This is a genomic window from Neobacillus rhizosphaerae (genome assembly GCF_937468385.1).
Taxonomy (GTDB): Bacteria; Bacillota; Bacilli; order Bacillales; family Cytobacillaceae; genus Neobacillus; species Neobacillus rhizosphaerae.
In genome coordinates this window covers 385,321-404,209 of record NZ_CALBWS010000001.1, presented here as the reverse complement: position 1 = coordinate 404,209, position 18,889 = coordinate 385,321, and the positions used below count along the sequence as shown (strand labels likewise).

The 18,889-nt window shown below is 39.4% G+C and carries 16 protein-coding genes; 15 read left to right on the top strand and 1 reads right to left on the bottom strand.

Annotated elements, in window-relative coordinates:
* The first annotated feature begins 132 nt into the window (after positions 1–132).
* The 14 genes from M5A78_RS01930 (at position 133) to M5A78_RS01865 (ending at position 17,569) form a co-directional block, all read left to right on the top strand.
* A complete protein-coding gene (locus tag M5A78_RS01930) occupies positions 133–4,458 on the top strand; it encodes a PolC-type DNA polymerase III (RefSeq protein ID WP_248733581.1) in 4,326 nt (1,441 codons plus the stop codon).
* A gap of 449 nt (positions 4,459–4,907) precedes the next feature.
* Positions 4,908–5,378, top strand: coding sequence for a ribosome maturation factor RimP (gene rimP / locus M5A78_RS01925; RefSeq protein WP_248733580.1), 471 nt, complete (start codon positions 4,908–4,910; stop codon positions 5,376–5,378).
* 40 nt (positions 5,379–5,418) lie between these two features.
* Positions 5,419–6,540 (top strand): transcription termination factor NusA, encoded by a 1,122-nt coding sequence (gene nusA, locus M5A78_RS01920; RefSeq protein WP_248733579.1) that lies wholly within the window; start codon positions 5,419–5,421, stop codon positions 6,538–6,540.
* A 16-nt stretch (positions 6,541–6,556) separates the two neighbouring features.
* A complete protein-coding gene (gene rnpM, locus M5A78_RS01915) occupies positions 6,557–6,829 on the top strand; it encodes an RNase P modulator RnpM (protein ID WP_248733578.1) in 273 nt (90 codons plus the stop codon).
* An 8-nt stretch (positions 6,830–6,837) separates the two neighbouring features.
* On the top strand, positions 6,838–7,140 hold the full coding sequence (locus M5A78_RS01910; RefSeq protein ID WP_248733577.1) for a YlxQ family RNA-binding protein: 303 nt from the start codon (positions 6,838–6,840) through the stop codon (positions 7,138–7,140).
* A gap of 19 nt (positions 7,141–7,159) precedes the next feature.
* On the top strand, positions 7,160–9,481 hold the full coding sequence (infB, locus tag M5A78_RS01905) for a translation initiation factor IF-2 (RefSeq protein WP_248733576.1): 2,322 nt from the start codon (positions 7,160–7,162) through the stop codon (positions 9,479–9,481).
* The gene (locus M5A78_RS01900; protein WP_248733575.1) at positions 9,478–9,759 is read left to right on the top strand and encodes a DUF503 domain-containing protein; all 282 of its coding nucleotides are present in this window, start codon (positions 9,478–9,480) and stop codon (positions 9,757–9,759) included. Before infB ends, M5A78_RS01900 begins: the two co-directional genes overlap by 4 nt.
* 17 nt (positions 9,760–9,776) lie before the next feature.
* Positions 9,777–10,148: a 30S ribosome-binding factor RbfA gene (gene rbfA / locus M5A78_RS01895; protein WP_248733574.1), complete on the top strand. Its 372-nt coding sequence runs from the start codon at positions 9,777–9,779 to the stop codon at positions 10,146–10,148.
* A 101-nt stretch (positions 10,149–10,249) separates the two neighbouring features.
* The gene (gene truB, locus M5A78_RS01890) at positions 10,250–11,170 is read left to right on the top strand and encodes a tRNA pseudouridine(55) synthase TruB (RefSeq protein ID WP_248733573.1); all 921 of its coding nucleotides are present in this window, start codon (positions 10,250–10,252) and stop codon (positions 11,168–11,170) included.
* Positions 11,171–11,201: 31 nt separating this feature from the next.
* On the top strand, positions 11,202–12,155 hold the full coding sequence (ribF, locus tag M5A78_RS01885) for a bifunctional riboflavin kinase/FAD synthetase (protein WP_248733572.1): 954 nt from the start codon (positions 11,202–11,204) through the stop codon (positions 12,153–12,155).
* Positions 12,156–12,326: 171 nt separating this feature from the next.
* Positions 12,327–12,596: a 30S ribosomal protein S15 gene (gene rpsO / locus M5A78_RS01880; RefSeq protein ID WP_248733571.1), complete on the top strand. Its 270-nt coding sequence runs from the start codon at positions 12,327–12,329 to the stop codon at positions 12,594–12,596.
* A gap of 278 nt (positions 12,597–12,874) precedes the next feature.
* Positions 12,875–14,992 carry a polyribonucleotide nucleotidyltransferase gene (gene pnp / locus M5A78_RS01875; RefSeq protein WP_248733570.1) on the top strand — a complete coding sequence of 706 codons (2,118 nt, stop codon included), beginning with the start codon at positions 12,875–12,877 and terminating at the stop codon, positions 14,990–14,992.
* Positions 14,993–15,122: 130 nt separating this feature from the next.
* Positions 15,123–16,070: a polysaccharide deacetylase family protein gene (locus M5A78_RS01870; RefSeq protein ID WP_248733569.1), complete on the top strand. Its 948-nt coding sequence runs from the start codon at positions 15,123–15,125 to the stop codon at positions 16,068–16,070.
* Between the two features lie 260 nt (positions 16,071–16,330).
* On the top strand, positions 16,331–17,569 hold the full coding sequence (locus tag M5A78_RS01865) for a M16 family metallopeptidase (RefSeq protein ID WP_248733568.1): 1,239 nt from the start codon (positions 16,331–16,333) through the stop codon (positions 17,567–17,569).
* A gap of 236 nt (positions 17,570–17,805) precedes the next feature.
* On the opposite strand, the gene M5A78_RS01860 is transcribed toward M5A78_RS01865, so the two are convergent.
* A complete protein-coding gene (locus M5A78_RS01860; protein WP_264760429.1) occupies positions 17,806–18,087 on the bottom strand; it encodes a transposase in 282 nt (93 codons plus the stop codon).
* A gap of 546 nt (positions 18,088–18,633) precedes the next feature.
* Here M5A78_RS01860 and M5A78_RS01855 point away from each other — a divergent pair.
* Positions 18,634–18,876 (top strand): YlmC/YmxH family sporulation protein, encoded by a 243-nt coding sequence (locus tag M5A78_RS01855; RefSeq protein ID WP_248733567.1) that lies wholly within the window; start codon positions 18,634–18,636, stop codon positions 18,874–18,876.
* Positions 18,877–18,889 lie beyond the last annotated feature (13 nt).

The window sequence follows — 18,889 nt, the reverse complement described above, 5'->3', positions numbered from 1 at the left end:
TTTTACTGAATTAGTTTCAAAAATGGATAAAGATTTCTGTCGAATAAAGCCGAATCATCTCGGGTCATATGGTATAATTATTTTTTGACATAGATAAAAAATTTTTGATTTTATATAGATGGGAGAGAGACGATGAGCGAACCTGCCCTAGGCAATAAAGAGCGATTCCAACTCTTGCTCCAGCAGCTGCAATTGGTAGAGGATGCTGTAGTAGTGCATTTCAACAATGCGCAAATTGAACGATTATTAGTTGAAAAGAAAGCTAGAAAGTGGAATTTTCAATTCTTATTTGAAAAAATCCTTCCTTACAATGTTTATCTCCGATTTACAACTCAGTTAGAGAGAACATTTTCGAATATCGCAGCAATTTCTTACAGTATCCAAGTATCCAATCAATTATTTACACCGGAATTAATCCAAGAATATTGGAGTTACTCCATTCAGCAAATTGATGGAATATCTCCGCCGCTTTTGAAGCTATTAAATGAGCAATTACCAGAAGTTAGCGGGAATAAGTTAACGATTTCCGTAAGAAATGAGGCAGAAGGGCTGGCGCTAAAACGTAAATACGGCCCAGTAATTGGTGAGGTATTTCAATCCATAGGTTTTCCGCTATTGGCAATCGAGACAGACATAAAGACTGATGAAAAAAATGAGGAATATCAACAATTTTTACTTGCTAAGCAAAAGGAAGATCAGGAACGTGCCCTGTTGGCAATGGTTGAGATGCAAAAGAAGGAAGCTGAAAAGGAACAAGCTGCAGGAGATGGTCCTGTTGGTCCGTTATCGATTGGATTAACCATTAAAGATGATAGTGACCTGCGCAGTCTAATTGATATCGTCGATGAAGAGAGAAGAGTAGTAGTTGAAGGTTACATTTTCGATGCAGATATACGGGAGTTAAGAAGCGGGCGTTCCCTTTTAACTTTTAAGATTACTGATTACACAAGCTCTATCATGGTAAAAATGTTTTCTCGTGATAAAGAGGATGCTGCCCTGTTCCAGCATGTGAAAAAAGGAATGTGGGTAAGGGTCCGTGGAAGCATTCAAAACGATACCTTTGTTCGTGACCTTGTCATGATTGGCAATGATATTAATGAATTCAAGCCAATTGGCCGCAAGGATACCGCAGCAGAAGATGAAAAACGTGTTGAACTTCACCTTCATACTCCTATGAGTCAGATGGATGCTGTAACACCAGTAAGTGCCCTAATTGCTCAAGCGAAAAAATGGGGTCATAAAGCTATTGCCGTAACCGACCATGCTATTGCCCAATCTTTTCCCGAGGCATATGGAGCAGGAAAGAAAAATGATGTTAAGATTCTATATGGAGTTGAAGTTAATTTAGTCGATGATGGTGTACCCATTGCCTACAATGACGCTCACCGGTTATTAGTAGAAGATACCTATGTCGTTTTTGACGTTGAAACCACAGGTCTTTCAGCTGTTTATAATACGATTATCGAGCTAGCTGCTGTGAAGGTGAAGGAAGGGGAGATCATTGACCGGTTTGAATCCTTTGCTAACCCACATCATCGTTTATCTGCAACAACCATAAATTTGACAGGTATTACTGATGATATGGTGCAAAATGCACCTGAAGTGGAAGAAGTCCTCAGAAGGTTTTATGACTGGGCGGAGGATGCGGTTTTAGTCGCCCATAATGCTTCCTTCGATATGGGATTCCTCAATGTCGGTTATAAAAAAATCGGATTGGAAAAAGCGAAAAACCCAGTCATTGATACACTTGAACTCGGCCGATTTCTTTATCCAGAGCTGAAAAACCACCGCTTAAATACTTTAACAAAGAAATTTGACATTGAACTAACCCAACACCATCGGGCAATATATGATGCAGAAGCAACCGGATATTTATTGTTAAAGATGTTAAAAGATGCCCTTGAAAAGGGGATAGAGTACCATGACGAATTTAATAACAACATGGGAAAAGGAAATGCCTATCAACGTGCTCGTCCATATCATTGCACACTTTTAGCACAAACTGAAGCTGGGTTAAAGAACTTATTTAAACTCGTTTCGATTTCTCACATTGAGTATTTTTACAGAGTTCCAAGAATTCCTAGGTCGGTCTTACAAAAATATCGTGAAGGAATCTTAGTGGGATCTGGCTGTAATAAAGGTGAAGTATTCGAAGGGATGATGCAAAAGTCTCCTGAGGAAGTAGAAGCCCATGCCCATTTTTATGATTATCTTGAGGTAATGCCTAAGGAAATAAATGCACCGTTGATTGAAATGGAATTGGTCCGTGATGAAAAGGCTATGGAAGATATTATTACGAAAATAGTTGCACTAGGCGATAAATTAGGACTTCCAGTAGTGGCAACGGGAAATGTTCATTATTTAAATGAAAACGACAAAATTTATCGCAAAATATTAATCAGCTCACAAGGCGGCGCTAACCCGCTGAATCGGCACGAGCTTCCTGATGTCCATTTTCGAACAACCAACGAAATGCTTGATTCCTTCTCGTTTTTAGGTAAAGAAAAGGCAAAGGAAATTGTCGTCACAAACTCGAATAAAATTGCCGATATGATTGAGGTCATAAAACCGATAAAAGATGATTTATATACTCCAAGAATTGAAGGCGCGGATGAAGAAATGCGTGAAATGAGCTATGAGATGGCACGCAAAATCTACGGTGACCCACTCCCTGAAATTGTTGAAGCAAGGCTTGAAAAGGAATTAAAAAGTATTATCGGACATGGATTTGCCGTCATATATTTAATCTCTCATAAGCTTGTTAAAAAGTCACTTGATGATGGTTACCTTGTAGGCTCACGTGGATCTGTCGGTTCATCCCTTGTTGCAACAATGACCGAGATAACAGAAGTAAATCCACTGCCACCACATTATGTGTGCCCAAGCTGTAAGCATTCAGAGTTTTTTAATGATGGATCTGTTGGTTCTGGTTTTGATTTACCTGATAAAGATTGCCCACATTGCGGAGATAAATACCGCAAGGACGGACATGATATCCCATTCGAAACGTTCCTCGGCTTTAAGGGAGATAAAGTTCCCGATATCGATTTAAACTTTTCGGGTGAGTATCAACCGCGTGCTCATAACTATACGAAGGTCCTGTTTGGTGAAGATAATGTATTCCGTGCAGGGACAATTGGTACGGTTGCAGATAAAACAGCGTTTGGTTATGTAAAAGCCTATCAACAAGAAAACAATTTACAGATGCGTAATGCAGAAGTGGAACGACTTGCTTCCGGCTGTACCGGGGTAAAAAGAACGACGGGACAGCACCCTGGTGGAATTATTGTTATCCCTGATTACATGGATGTTTATGATTTTTCACCCATTCAATTCCCGGCTGATGATAGAAATTCTGAATGGAAGACAACACATTTTGATTTCCATTCCATCCATGATAACGTATTAAAACTAGATATCCTTGGTCACGATGATCCGACAGTTATCAGAATGCTTCAGGATCTGAGTGGTATGGACCCGAAAACCATCCCAACCGATGACCCAGAAGTGATGAAAATCTTTAGCAACACCGAATCATTAGGGGTAACAGAAGAACAAATCATGTGTAAAACCGGGACTCTAGGGATACCAGAGTTTGGAACCAGATTCGTAAGGCAGATGCTTGAAGATACGAAACCAACTACCTTCTCAGAGCTCGTTCAGATTTCTGGGCTGTCACATGGCACCGACGTTTGGCTTGGAAATGCGCAAGAGTTAATTCATAATCAAACATGTAACTTAAGTGAAGTAATTGGCTGCCGTGATGATATCATGGTTTACCTGATCTATCAGGGGCTGGATCCATCGTTTGCTTTCAAAATTATGGAATCCGTCCGTAAAGGAAAAGGCTTAAGCGAAGAAATGGAAGCGGAAATGCGAAAAAACGAAGTACCGGAATGGTACATCGATTCCTGCAAAAAGATTAAATACATGTTTCCTAAGGCACACGCTGCAGCGTATGTATTAATGGCGGTTCGAATTGCCTATTTTAAGGTCCATCTGCCACTGCTATATTATGCTGCCTACTTTACTGTCAGAGCAGAGGATTTTGACATTGAAGCGATGTCGCGTGGTTCAGAGGCTATTCGGGCAAAAATTGAAGAAATAAATGCAAAGGGTTTAGAGGCTTCAAATAAAGAGAAAAACCTGCTAACCGTTTTGGAGCTAGCACTTGAAATGACTGAAAGAGGCTTTTCTTTCCAAAATTATGATTTATATAAATCCGATGCATCAGAATTTATTATTGATGGAAATTCATTAATTCCACCTTTTAATTCGATACCTGGTCTAGGAACAAACGCTGCGTTTAATATCGTTAAGGCTAGAGAAGGTAGAGAATTTTTATCGAAAGAAGACTTGCAGCAGCGGGGGAAGGTATCTAAGACCATTCTTGAATATTTAGACAAACAAGGCTGTCTAAAATCCCTTCCAGAGCAAAATCAACTTTCGTTGTTCTAATTAAGTAAAACCTAGATACGACACCACTAGCGTCAAGGTTACCGGCCCATGATTAAGGTGCTTCAGCTTTGGGATTCATTTGCATATAATTGTTGGTTATGGTATAGTTTTATTGGAAATACTAAGAAATACTCTCGTGTTCAAGAGTGGGGAAACCCGCTCTTTCGTTTTGTGTAGATTATTTTTGTATGGAAAAGGGGCGGAGTGCCGCTAAAACGAACTAGGATATTCTATCTGAGTGAAAAATTTACATTTCACGCGACGAATAAAGTGAAATGCAGCTCTGCTCACACCGCCTTTATTAGGTTATGCTATCGCATTGAATCCATTGTATTTTCAGGAATAGGTGGTAGCGTGGAACTCTATTTACGTTTTTTATGTAACTTAATAAAACTTTCCGTGAACTACATACAATATGGGTGAATAATATCGAAAAAAGGAGGGTAAGTATGAGCAAAGTAACGGAAGTAGTGGAAGAGCTTGCCGCACCGATTATGCTTGAATTAGGATTGGAATTGGTAGAAATCGAGTATGTGAAAGAAGGAAAAAGCTGGTTTCTTCGCGTATATATAGATTCAGATAAGGGTGTTGATATTGAGGATTGCGGACTTGTCAGTGAACGACTAAGCGAAAAACTCGATGAAATCGATCCAATTCCCCATAATTATTTTCTAGAAGTGTCCTCTCCTGGAGCAGAGCGTCCATTAAAAAAAGAAAAAGATTTTCAAAAGGCAATCGGCAAAAATGTCTTTATCAAAACTTATGAGCCAATTGATGGCGAAAAAAACTTCGAGGGGACATTGCTTGAATTTGATGGGCAGCATCTTAAAATTGAAGTCAAAATCAAAACTCGTAAGAAAACCATAGAAATACCTTTTGAAAAAGTGGCGAATGCACGATTAGCTGTTATTTTTTCATAACGAAAGAAAAATTGAAAAAAGATTAGGGGGATACAAGCAAATGAGCAGCGAATTATTAGATGCTCTTACTATACTGGAAAGAGAAAAAGGTATTTCCAGAGATATTTTAATTGAAGCGATTGAGGCAGCACTAGTATCGGCCTATCGTCGAAATTTCAATCAGGCCCAGAATGTTCGCATCGACTTAAATTTACAAGTAGGTTCAATGCGTGTTTTTGCACGTAAAGAGGTTGTTGACCAGGTATTTGATCCACGTCTGGAAATATCTATCGAGGATGCTAGACGAGTTAATCCAAACTACCAGGTAGAAGATGTAGTTGAAATGGAGGTCACTCCAAAGGATTTCGGAAGAATAGCCGCCCAAACGGCAAAACAAGTAGTTACACAGCGAGTTAGAGAAGCAGAACGAGGAATTATTTACTCTGAATTCATTGACCGTGAAGAAGATATTATGACAGGTATTGTTCAGAGGCTAGATTCAAAATTTATCTATGTCAGCCTTGGAAAAATAGAAGCATTATTACCAGTAAATGAACAAATGCCAAATGAACGATATAAGCCGCATGATCGGATCAAGGTATTTATTACCAAAGTCGAAAAAACCACAAAAGGTCCACAAATCTTTGTATCGCGGACCCACCCGGGATTATTAAAACGATTATTTGAAATTGAAGTACCTGAAATTTATGACGGTACAGTAGAAATTAAATCTGTTGCCCGTGAAGCGGGTGATCGCTCGAAGATTTCCGTCCATTCAGATAATCTTGAAGTCGATCCAGTCGGATCTTGTGTCGGACCAAAGGGAACAAGGGTTCAGGCAGTCGTCAATGAATTAAAGGGTGAAAAAATCGATATTGTGAAATGGTCTGATGATCCGGTTGTCTTTGTTGCAAATTCGCTCAGCCCTTCTAAAGTACTAGATGTTATCGTAAATGAAAATGAAAAAGCCACAACGGTGATTGTCCCGGATTATCAGTTGTCCCTTGCAATTGGCAAGCGCGGTCAAAATGCCCGCTTAGCTGCTAAATTAACAGGCTGGAAAATTGATATCAAATCGGAAACTGAAGCACGTGAGCTAGGTATATATCCACGAGAAGAAACAATTAGGCTTTTTGATGACCAGGTTGATACTGATTTCGATTTTGAAGAAGAATTAGATTAAAGTAGAGGTGAGACGTGTGAACCCTAGAAAAAAAGTTCCTATGCGTAAGTGTGTGGCAACCGGTGAAATGAAACCGAAAAAAGAACTTGTTCGCATCGTTCGCACCAAAGAAGGAGACGTTTCCATCGATTTGACTGGAAAAAAATCCGGCAGAGGCGCATACCTTTCAAAGAACAAAGAAGCTGTCATACTAGCCAAGAAAAAAAACACCTTGTCTAATCATTTAGAGGTTTCTATAAATGATTCTATATATGAAGAACTACTTGAATTAATAGAGAAGGAGAACTGACCATCCACATGAAACAAAATCAATGGATGTCATTGCTTGGCTTGGCCAATCGAGCGCGTAAAATCACAACCGGTGAGGAACTAACCGTCAAGGAAATCCGAAACGGCAAAGCAAAACTCGTTTTATTATCCGCAGATGCATCTGTAAATACGACTAAAAAAATTACGGATAAATGTAATTCTTATGAGGTTCCATTTAAAATGGTGGAAGACCGTCATCTTCTTGGTCAAGCAATTGGCAAGGAAGCCCGCGTTGTTGTAGCTATTATGGATGATGGATTTGCAAAAAAATTGATAACGTTGCTCGATTAAATCTAGCGGGGGTGAAAATATGAGTAAAATCCGTGTTTATGAATACGCAAAAAAACACAATATTTCAAGTAAAGAAATCATCACAAAATTAAAAGAAATGAATATAGAGGTTTCTAACCATATGGCAACAATAGAAGATTCAGAAGTTAAAAAACTTGACGCAACCTTCAACAAAAAAGAGAACACCACTTCACAGCAAAAACAAGGAAATGGGCAGCAGCAAAATCGCTCGAACGCGCAGCCAGCAAAGCAGCAACAGCAACGTCAAAATCAAAATCAAAATCCTGCTAAGTCTGGGCAAAAGCCGCAAACACAAACGAAAGCAACTCCTAAAGCTTTTGAGGAAGCTGCTGACAAGACGGCCGCTCCAAGCAAGGTAAAAGTAGTCTCTCCACCAAAAACAGGTGAAGGTAAAAAGCAAAACCAGCAAAGTCAATCAAAAGAAAATAAAGTTTTCAGCAGTGCCGATAAAGCTAAGGCCAAGCCTTATAATAATAATCAAAATCGTAATAATAATTTTAATAAAAAGAAGAAGGCTCATACGCCAGTTCAACAGGCACAACCGCAAAAGAGGAAGGAAAGAGAGCTTCCAGCAAAAATTACCTATAGTGAATCCCTAACAGTTGGGGAACTAGCTAAAAAGATTTATCGCGAGCCTTCAGAAATTATTAAAAAGCTCTTTTTACTAGGAGTGATGGCAACCATAAATCAAGTTTTAGATAAAGATGCGATTGAATTGATTGCCGGTGAGTATGGGGTAGAGGTTGAAGAGGAAATCAAGGTAGATACAACAGATCTTGAGGTTTATTTTACGGAAGATGCGGCGGAATCCCAAGTGGAACGACCTTCTGTCGTTACGATTATGGGACACGTTGACCATGGTAAAACCACCCTCTTGGACTCAATTAGAAACACAAAGGTAACCGAAGGCGAAGCTGGAGGAATCACTCAGCATATCGGGGCCTATCAAGTCGTTGAAAACGGTAAGAAAATAACATTCCTTGATACTCCGGGACATGCAGCCTTCACGACAATGCGTGCGCGCGGGGCAAAAATTACCGATATTACGATTCTTGTAGTTGCAGCAGATGACGGTGTCATGCCGCAAACGGTTGAAGCGATTAACCATGCTAAAGCAGCTGAAGTTCCAATTATTGTTGCAGTTAATAAAATGGATAAAGAAGCAGCTAATGCCGACCGTGTCATGCAGGAATTGACCGAGCATGGATTAGTAGCAGAGGCCTGGGGTGGGGAAACCATCTTTGTACCACTTTCTGCAAAAACAGGTGAAGGAATCGATAATCTGTTGGAAATGATTCTTCTCGTTGGTGAGGTAGAAGAATATAAGGCTAATCCAAACCGAAAAGCCGTGGGTACCGTCATCGAAGCACAATTAGACAAGGGCCGCGGTTCAGTTGCAACCTTGCTGGTACAAAACGGTACATTAAAAATTGGTGATCCAATCGTTGTCGGAAACACGTTTGGTCGTGTCCGTGCAATGGTGAATGATAAAGGACGCCGTGTAAAAGAGGCGGGTCCATCGACTCCTGTTGAAATCACAGGACTAAGTGATGTGCCTCAGGCAGGAGACCGCTTTGTAGTCTTTGAGGATGAAAAAACAGCTCGTCATGTTGGGGAAGCTCGTGCCCAAACAGCATTGGTAGCCCAGCGTGGTGAAAAATCGATTGTCAGTCTTGAAACACTATTTGATCAATTGAAGCTGGGAGAAATGAAGGATTTAAACATTATCCTCAAAGCAGATGTTCAAGGCTCTGCTGAGGCCGTTGCTGCTTCATTACAAAAAATAGATGTTCAAGGTGTTAATATCAAAATAATTCATAGTGGCGCAGGTGCCATTAATGAATCTGACATCACACTTGCCGCAGCATCTAATGCCATTGTTATCGGTTTTAACGTTCGTCCGGATGTCAATGCGAAACGTGCAGCAGAGGCAGAAAAAGTAGACGTCCGTCTCCACAGTATTATTTATAAGGTTATCGAAGAGATTGAAGCGGCCATGAAAGGTATGCTCGATCCTGAATTCCGAGAAAAAGTTATTGGTCAAGCTGAAATTCGCCAGACTTTCAAGGTTTCGAAGGTTGGTACGATTGCCGGCTCGTATGTGACAGATGGTAAAATTACCCGCGACAGCGGCATTCGTTTAATCCGGAACGGTGTTGTCACCTTTGAGGGTAATATCGATGCGTTAAAACGATTTAAAGACGACGTAAAAGAAGTGGCGCAAGGTTATGAATGTGGTATAACAATTAAAAACTTCAATGATGTTAAAGAAGGAGACATTATTGAAGCCTACGTAATGGAAGAAATTGAACGGAAATGATGATAGGCTCAGCTGTTTGTGAATGTATGATCTATGCCGCACATTCTTTAAAAGAGAAACGTGCTGTTTTACAACGGATCCTTACACGATTAAAACAGAAATTTAATGTATCCGTGGCAGAAGTCGGCTACCAGGATGTATGGCAGAGGACAAAAATTGCCATTGTTGTCGTCACCTCCTCACGGATTTCATCAGAGTTGGAATTGCAAAACGCATTAAAACTAATCGACTCATTTCCAGAAATAGAAAGAACGATCACCGAGATTGAATGGCTTTAAGTTAAGAGGTGAATGTGATGAGCCACAGAGCAAATCGTGTTGGAGAACAAATGAAAAAAGAACTAGGTGATATCATAAGTCGTAAAATCAAAGATCCGCGGATCGGATTTGTGACTGTTACCGACGTTGAAGTAACGGGAGATTTACAACAAGCCAAAGTATATATTTCTGTATTAGGTGATGAAGAGCAAAGAGATAACACCTTAAAAGGACTGGCCAAAGCAAAAGGTTTTATTCGAACTGAAATTGGTCAACGTATTCGTTTGCGTAAAACACCTGAAATCATTTTTGAATGGGATGAATCAGTCGATTATGGAAATCGAATTGAGACACTTCTTCATGAACTCCATACAGATGACAAACCTTTGGAAAAGAATGAAGAAGAGTAAGTTCATTTTCATAAATTACTCACAAAAATTTTAAGGTAAATGGATGGATAGACAATTGTCTATCCATTTTTTTAGATATTATTAGGATTGGAGCGAATAATGTGGAAGGTATTTTACCATTTCTTAAGCCTGCTGGGCTAACTTCGCATGACTGTGTCTTTAAGTTAAGGAAAATATTAAAAACAAAAAAGGTTGGCCATACAGGTACTCTTGATCCTGATGTGACAGGTGTTCTTCCCATTTGTATTGGAAAAGCAACAAAGGTTGCAGAATATATAACCGATGCAGGGAAGGCATACGAGGGTGAAGTGACCATTGGCTTTTCTACAACAACTGAAGATGCCTCGGGTGACTTAGTTGAAAAGAAATTCGTAAATCGGACAATACAGCGTGAAGAAATTCAGAAGGTACTTGATTCATTAACGGGGGAAATTGAGCAAACTCCACCAATGTTTTCAGCTGTAAAAGTTGGAGGCGTCCGCCTCTATGAATATGCCCGGAAAGGGATTGAAGTGGAACGTCCTACTAGAAAGGTGACGATTTATTCTATTCAGCTCCTTGATGATCGAACAGAATTTACCGGAGAGACCATTCAATTTCGATTTAGAGTCAGCTGTAGCAAGGGGACCTATATTCGGACATTGGCGGTCATGATTGGAGAATGCCTAGGGTATCCTGCCCATATGTCAAATCTGACTAGAATTCAATCAGCATCCTATATGCTTGCCGATTGCCTAACATTTGCTGAGGTTGAGAAGATAATGGAAGCGGGAGCTATTGCCACTGTATTAAAACCATTAGAAACAGCACTTTCTCATTTGCCGAAATTACTGATTAATGATAAAGTAGCAGAGAAAGTGAAAAATGGTGCACTATTACAATTACCAGAACATTTAAAGACAACGAACGGACCTATTATTGCGGAAACGAATGACGGACTGGCGATAGCGATTTATGCAAAACATCCTAACAAGCCAGACCTGCTTAAACCAGTTAAGGTGTTAAGAAATGAGATAGAATAAAAGGTTACGATATAGAAAAGGTGAGTTTCAGTTGGAAGTAATAAGGATTAATTTTCCATATAATACAGAAAACAAAGAATTTCCTCCGTTATCAATGGCCCTTGGCTATTTCGATGGAGTACATCGCGGACACCAACAGGTTATAATTGAGGCAAAAAGACAAGCAGAAACTAGAGGTTTATCTAGTGCAGTCATGACGTTTGATCCACATCCATCAGTAGTATTAGGAAAGAATCAAATGCATGTACAGTATATTACCCCTTTGGAAGAAAAAATTAATATTATTGAAGAGCTAGGTGTAGATTTTCTATTTATTATTCATTTTACTGAAGAATTTGCTAATTTGCTGCCACAGGAATTTATTGATCAATTTGTCATTAGCCTTAATGTAAAGCATGCTGTGGCTGGATTTGATTTTACATATGGACGGATGGGTAAAGGAACAATGGAAACACTACCATTCCACTCAAGAGATAAATTTACTTATTCTGTCGTCCCAAAGTTTACCCAAGATGATGAAAAGGTTAGTTCTACAAGAATTCGTAACTTGCTTAGGAATGGCAGAACTGATGAGCTTTCAACTCTTCTAGGTCGAAGGTATACAACGTCAGGAGTAGTCATTCATGGAGATAAACGAGGTAGGACAATTGGTTTTCCAACTGCGAATGTGGACATAAATGATGAATATATTATTCCACCACTCGGTGTTTATGCGGTAAGAATGAAGGTAAATAATGATTGGCATTATGGTGTTTGTAATGTTGGTTTCAAGCCAACCTTTAATAAGGAAGCCTTAAAGCAATCAGTTGAGGTTCATTTGTTTGACTTTGACAGAGAGATTTATGGAAATGAAGTTGTTATCGAATGGCACCTATATTTACGGAGAGAACAAAAATTTCCAGGTATAGAAGAACTTGTTATTCAAATAGAAAATGATAAGCAAAATGCCATACTCTACTTTAAAAAGAATCGACAATCTTCCTGAATTTGCTGCTGTATAGAAGTATTTCTTACAATATAATAAGGTTTTAACTTGCTTTTTGCAGTGAAAAGATGTATTCTTAACTACGTATTAAAAACAACCTTTGCTTGGCAAGTCGAGTCACCGACGCTTGCTCGGTAACAGGGGATATGAAAATTTAGGAGGTGAATCTGGATGGCAATCACTCAAGAACGTAAAAATGAACTTATCAATGAGTACAAAACTCATGAAGGCGACACTGGATCTGCTGAAGTTCAAATCGCTGTCCTTACGGAATCAATTAACAATTTGAACGATCACTTACGTACACACAAGAAAGATCACCACTCACGTCGCGGTCTTTTGAAAATGGTTGGTAAACGTCGTAATCTTTTGACTTTCCTACGTAATAAAGATGTTCAACGGTACCGTGTGTTAATTAATAAGCTTGGTCTACGTCGTTAGTCAACAGAAGCGGGATTTTTCCCGCTTTTTTATTAGCCTAAAAAGATAAAATGTGTAAGTGTCTTGATCAGCCAAGCTTTAGAACTAGACAAAATAAAGAATTTTTTATACATATTTTTAAGTCAGAACTTTTATGTGCATACTATAAGTGAATTTGAATTATACAATAAGCTTTCAAGGCTTTTTTTATATAAGGTAGATTTAGAAAGATGATTTTAGCGATTGAGTATTCTTTCGCATCATCCTCCTAATTGATTGAGATAGAGAGGGGTAATATTATGGAACAAACGAAACATGAATATTCGATGAATTGGGCTGGGCGTAAGTTAACCGTCGAAATCGGCCAATTGGCAAAACAAGCAAACGGTGCGGTAATGGTTCGCTATGGTGATACTGCCGTATTAAGTACTGCAACTGCTTCAAAAGAACCTAAAAACTTGGACTTTTTTCCATTAACAGTTAACTATGAAGAGCGTTTGTATGCAGTTGGTAAGATTCCTGGAGGTTTTATCAAACGGGAAGGTCGCCCAAGTGAAAAAGCTATTTTGGCCAGCCGCCTTATTGACCGGCCAATTCGACCGCTTTTTGCGGATGGCTTCCGTAATGATGTTCAAGTGATTAGTATTGTTATGAGTGTGGACCAAGATTGTTCTACAGAAATGGCTGCAATGTTTGGATCTTCATTGGCACTAAGTACATCTGACATTCCCTTTGAGGGACCAATTGCAGGTGTCGTAGTAGGCCGAGTTAACGGTGAATTTGTCGTCAATCCAACAGTTGAACAAGCAGAACAGAGCGACATTCACTTAACTGTTGCAGGTACTAAAGATGCCATTAACATGGTAGAAGCAGGCGCTTTAGAGGTTCCTGAGGAAATCATGCTTGAAGCAATCATGTTTGGCCATAATGAGATTATACGATTAATTGAATTCCAAGAAAAAATTGTTGCAGAGGTTGGCAAAGAAAAAAGACAAATTAATTTGTTTGAGCTAGATAAAGAGCTTGAAGCTGAAGTTAGAGAAATGTGCGAAGCAGAAATGATAAGTGCGATACAGGTTCAAGAAAAGCATGCTCGTGAAGATGCTATTAAAGAAGTTAAAAATCAAGTTTTGGCTAAGTTTGAAGAACAAGAAGCAACTGCTGATGATTTGAAACAAGTCAAGCAAATTTTGGACAAGATTGTAAAAGGTGAGGTTCGCCGCTTAATTACAGTAGAAAAAGTGCGTCCAGATGGTCGTAAAATTGATGAGATTCGTCCATTATCTTCACAAGTAAGTATTTTACCACGTACCCACGGTTCAGGATTATTTACACGTGGACAAACACAAGCCTTAAGTATTTGTACTCTTGGTGCAATGGGGGATGTACAGATCCTTGATGGCTTAGGTATTGAAGAGGAGAAGCGATTCATGCATCATTATAACTTCCCTTCCTTTAGTGTTGGGGAGACAGGTCCAATCCGAGGACCTGGCCGTCGTGAAATTGGACATGGTGCTTTGGGTGAACGGGCACTTGAGCCGATTGTTCCATCTGAAAAGGATTTTCCATATACCATTCGCCTTGTTTCTGAGGTTCTTGAATCCAATGGTTCAACATCTCAGGCTAGCATTTGTGCAAGTACATTGGCGATGATGGATGCAGGTGTGCCAATTAAAGCCCCTGTAGCAGGTATTGCCATGGGACTTGTAAAATCAGGGGAGCATTATACCGTTTTATCTGATATCCAAGGAATGGAAGACCACTTAGGAGACATGGATTTTAAAGTGGCTGGAACTGCAAAAGGAGTTACGGCGCTTCAAATGGATATTAAAATTGAGGGCCTTTCTCGCGAAATTTTAGAAGAGGCTTTGCAGCAGGCGAAAGTTGGTAGAATGCATATCTTAGACTCTATGCTAGCTACGATTACGGAGCCAAGACCAGAGCTATCTCAGTTTGCACCGAAAATTTTAACGATGACAATTAACCCTGATAAGATCCGTGATGTCATTGGACCGAGCGGTAAACAAATCAATAAGATTATTGAGGAAACGGGCGTTAAGATTGATATTGAACAGGATGGTACCGTGTTTATTGCGTCAACCAACCAAGAAATGAACCAAAAAGCGAAGAAAATCATTGAAGATATTGTTCGTGAGGTAGTAGTTGGTGAAATATACCTTGGTAAGGTTAAACGGATTGAAAAATTTGGTGCCTTCGTGGAAATCTTTGCTGGGAAAGACGGACTTGTCCATATTTCTGAACTAGCTGAAGAGCGGGTAGGAAAAGTGGAAGATGTTGTTAAGATTGGCGACGAAATTTTAGTAAAAGTAACTGAAATTGATAAACAAGGCCGTGTTAACCTTTCACGCAAAGTGATATTAAAGGAACAACGTGAAAAGGCTGAAGAAAAACAGTAATAAAACTCAGGTTTATGGAAGCTGTGATAGTAAGTCAGGGGGAACCCTGACTTTTTCCATGTACGTGGCTTTTTCCCCCGTTCTACCTTGTCCTGTTTATACATAATCTGTATAGAAGGGGGAAAAGTAGATGAAAAAGGTAAGTATTTTTATTAGTTTATGTTTAGCTGCTTGGATATCTGTAAACAATCCGATAGTAAATAAATATGTCACTGCATTAAAAGAGCCTGCTCTTCCTGCAGCGAAACAGCTAGATTCGCTGTATCAAAGTATCATAAAAAATGCGCCTACATATGAAATTCCACCTTCCGATGCTAAAGTTGACAGAGTCTGGAAGGCCATTCCTGGATATAATGGACTTAGAGTTGATATTGCAGCTTCATATAAAAATATGAAACATAAAGGCGTTTTTGATCCTAAGAAATTAGTATTCGTCCAAGCAAAGCCAAAGGTTCAATTGCGAGATTTGCCACCATCTCCCATTTATAAAGGCCATCCTGAAAAACCGATGGTAACCTTCCTTATTAATGTTGCCTGGGGGAATGAATATTTATCAGAAATGCTTGCAACCTTAAAAAATCATAATATTTCTACTAGTTTTTTTCTTGAAGGAAATTGGGTCAAAAAGAATCCAGAGCTTGCTAAAATGATTGTCAGTGCAGGGCATGAGATAGGAAATCACTCGTATAACCATCCAGATATGAAACGGCTAACTGCTGCACAGGCAAGAGAACAAATGATAAAAACCAATGAAATCATTGAAGCAGCTACAGGAGAGAAATGTGTGTGGTTTGCACCACCCAGTGGCAGCTACCGGGATGAAACAATAAAAGTTGCAGACGAATTAAAGATGAAGACGGTTTTGTGGACTGTAGATACAGTTGACTGGCAAAAACCTTCAACTGAAGTACTTATTAATCGAGTGGTAACAAAAATCGATAAAGGTTCAATAGTCCTTATGCATCCAACCGAATCAACGGCAAAATCGCTTGATCGCTTAATCACCTTAATTGAGCAAAAAAATTTAAAAATTGGTACCGTTTCCGATTTATTGAGCGAGGAACGAATCCTAAAATAAATTTAAGCAAGATATATCTGAAAGTTGGAGAAAGTATATCTAAGAAAGTATAATAAATAATTGGAATAGTAGCAGCTGCTGTTTATCCCGCATTAACGGGCAGTAAGACCCCCACTTAAAGACTTAGAGGGAAAAATAAGGATAAGTATAAAGTGGGGCTCAACTGCCCATAAAAGCCCGATTGGTTCAACTAACAATCAGTGGGGGGTGGAAAATCCCCCCACTGATTGAAGTTTCACTGTATAGACAGGAGGAAGTCAATGATTAATAAATACACTTGCCAAAATGGAGTAAGAATCGTATTAGAAAATATTCCCACCGTTCGATCTGTTGCCATCGGGGTTTGGATAGGAACTGGTTCCAGAAATGAAAATCCACAAACTAATGGGATTTCTCATTTTCTAGAACATATGTTTTTTAAAGGAACTGCCTCGCGTTCGGCTAAGGAAATTGCTGAATCCTTCGATAGCATTGGTGGACAGGTAAATGCTTTTACCTCTAAGGAATACACATGCTATTATGCAAAAGTTCTTGATACACATTCTCAATTTGCCTTGGATGTGTTAGCTGATATGTTTTTTAATTCCACTTTTGTTGAAGAGGAATTAAAGAAAGAAAAAAATGTTGTTTTAGAAGAAATTAAAATGTATGAAGATACTCCAGACGATATCGTCCATGATTTATTAAGCAGGGCCGTTTTTGAATCCCATCCGCTTGGATATCCGATTCTTGGGACGGAAGAAACCCTAAATACGTTTACGAGTGAATCACTGAAAGATTATATCCATGAAAGATACACCCCTGAAAATGTCGTCATTTCGATAGCAGGTAATGTATCAGAATCATTTATTCAGGAAGTGGAAAAGTATTTTGGATCCTATCATGGTGGAAATAATGAAACTCCTGAAAATGTTCCTGTTTTCCATTCCAATCGTATCTCTCGGAAAAAGGAGACAGAGCAGGCCCATTTATGTATTGGTTTTGAAGGCTTAAAGGTTGGTCACGAGGACATCTACAGTCTAATTACCTTAAATAATATTTTGGGTGGAAGCATGAGTTCAAGATTATTTCAAGAGGTTCGTGAACAAAGGGGCTTAGCTTACTCGGTATTCTCTTATCATTCTGCTTATCAGGATAGTGGGATCGTGACTGTTTATGGAGGAACGGGTGCAAAGCAGCTGGATGTATTATTTGAAACAATTCAAGAAACACTAGATAAATTAAAGCAAGACGGGATTTCCGAAAGGGAATTAACAAATAGTAAAGAACAACTTAAAGGCAGCCTCATGCTAAGTCTGGAAAGTACAAATAGCCGGATGAGCCGGAATGGAAAAAATGAACTGCTATTAAAACGCCATCGCTCACTAGACGAGATTATTGAGCAGATTGATTTAGTGTCTAAAAGAAGTGTTGATGAAATGGCAAGGTCCGTTTTTACTGACAAATATTCCGTCACTTTGATTAGCCCTGATGGTGAATTTCCGAATAAGTTGTCGTAGATAAAAAAACAGTTCGTTTTGAACTTTCAGATTGTCGAGAAAGTGTTTAATTCTCGGCAATTTTTTAATAATGGATTGGCCCTGCTAACTGGCCTGTTGATTTCCGCTCCGGGCACTCGCTTTCCGCGGGGAGGTCCGGGAGCCTCCTCGGCTCTTTGGAGCCCTGCGGGGTCTCCCGTGACCTCTCTATCCCGCAGGAGTCGAGTGCCCTCCGCTCCAATCAACAGGGTGGCAAATCAACCGAAAGAATTGCAACACACTTTTTCTAGCCTGGCTAAGTGTGTCGCAATCTTTTTTATATTTTGGCAGGCTGCTATAAGGAGAGCCTGTTCACTTGCATTCTCTAATCTCCGTAACCGGCAGTAGCGAAGCCCATGCAGATCTTTTGAGTCTGCGAAGCTTCGCTCAATTTTTTCCTCTCTAAATTTATAAAGCAATTTTCCCGATTTAGATAAGCGATTTAACCTTACCTTTTCCTTTACTGGCTTTTTTCCATGATTTATTCTATCCTCTTCAATAGCCTTGTTTAATTCATCAAAGTATTCACGAGTTTCTACTTCAACTTCTTCTCTCGTTTATATATGCTTATTTGCATTTGCCTTTAAATGGGATCAGGAACTAATTCATCAATAGACACAAATTCATATTCACTTTGGGAAGATTCTCTTGTTTCAAACATAGATTTCACCACTTATTTTTTTATTTTTTTGGTTGTGTGAGGACATTATTGAATTTGCACCTGTTGATTGGAGCGGAAGGCGCGAAGACTCCTGCGGGAGTACGGGGCAGGGGAGACCCCACAGGCGCGCATTAGCGCCGAGGAGGCTCCCCGCGGCACGCCCGCGGAAAGCGAAGCGCCTGGAGCGCAAATCAACAGACATGTTGCATGAATGATAATATAACAAATTAACGCAGTGAAATATTAAAGTGACATAAAAAAATAAAGGCTGTCAAAGGTTTTTCGACAGCCTGACAGTTCGTTTTGAACTGTTTTTTTAGTTAGTCTAAATTAGGACTTCCTTTTATAAACTAATAGAAAAGAGCAATGAGGGGAGTTCTATTCCATGAGGCTGAGTGAATTAAGTGGTAAAGAAATAGTTGATGTTAAAAAGGCTGAGCGTCTTGGCGTACTTGGCCAAACAGATTTAGAAATTAATGAAGGCACAGGCCAAATACAGGCACTGCTTATTCCTTCATTAAAATGGTTTGGTTTTCGGAAACAGGGAGTGGAAATAAGAGTGCCTTGGCAGCATATAAAAAAAATTGGCTCGGATATGATTATTATTGATGTTCCAGAAGAAGATTAGGAAAACTTCAAAA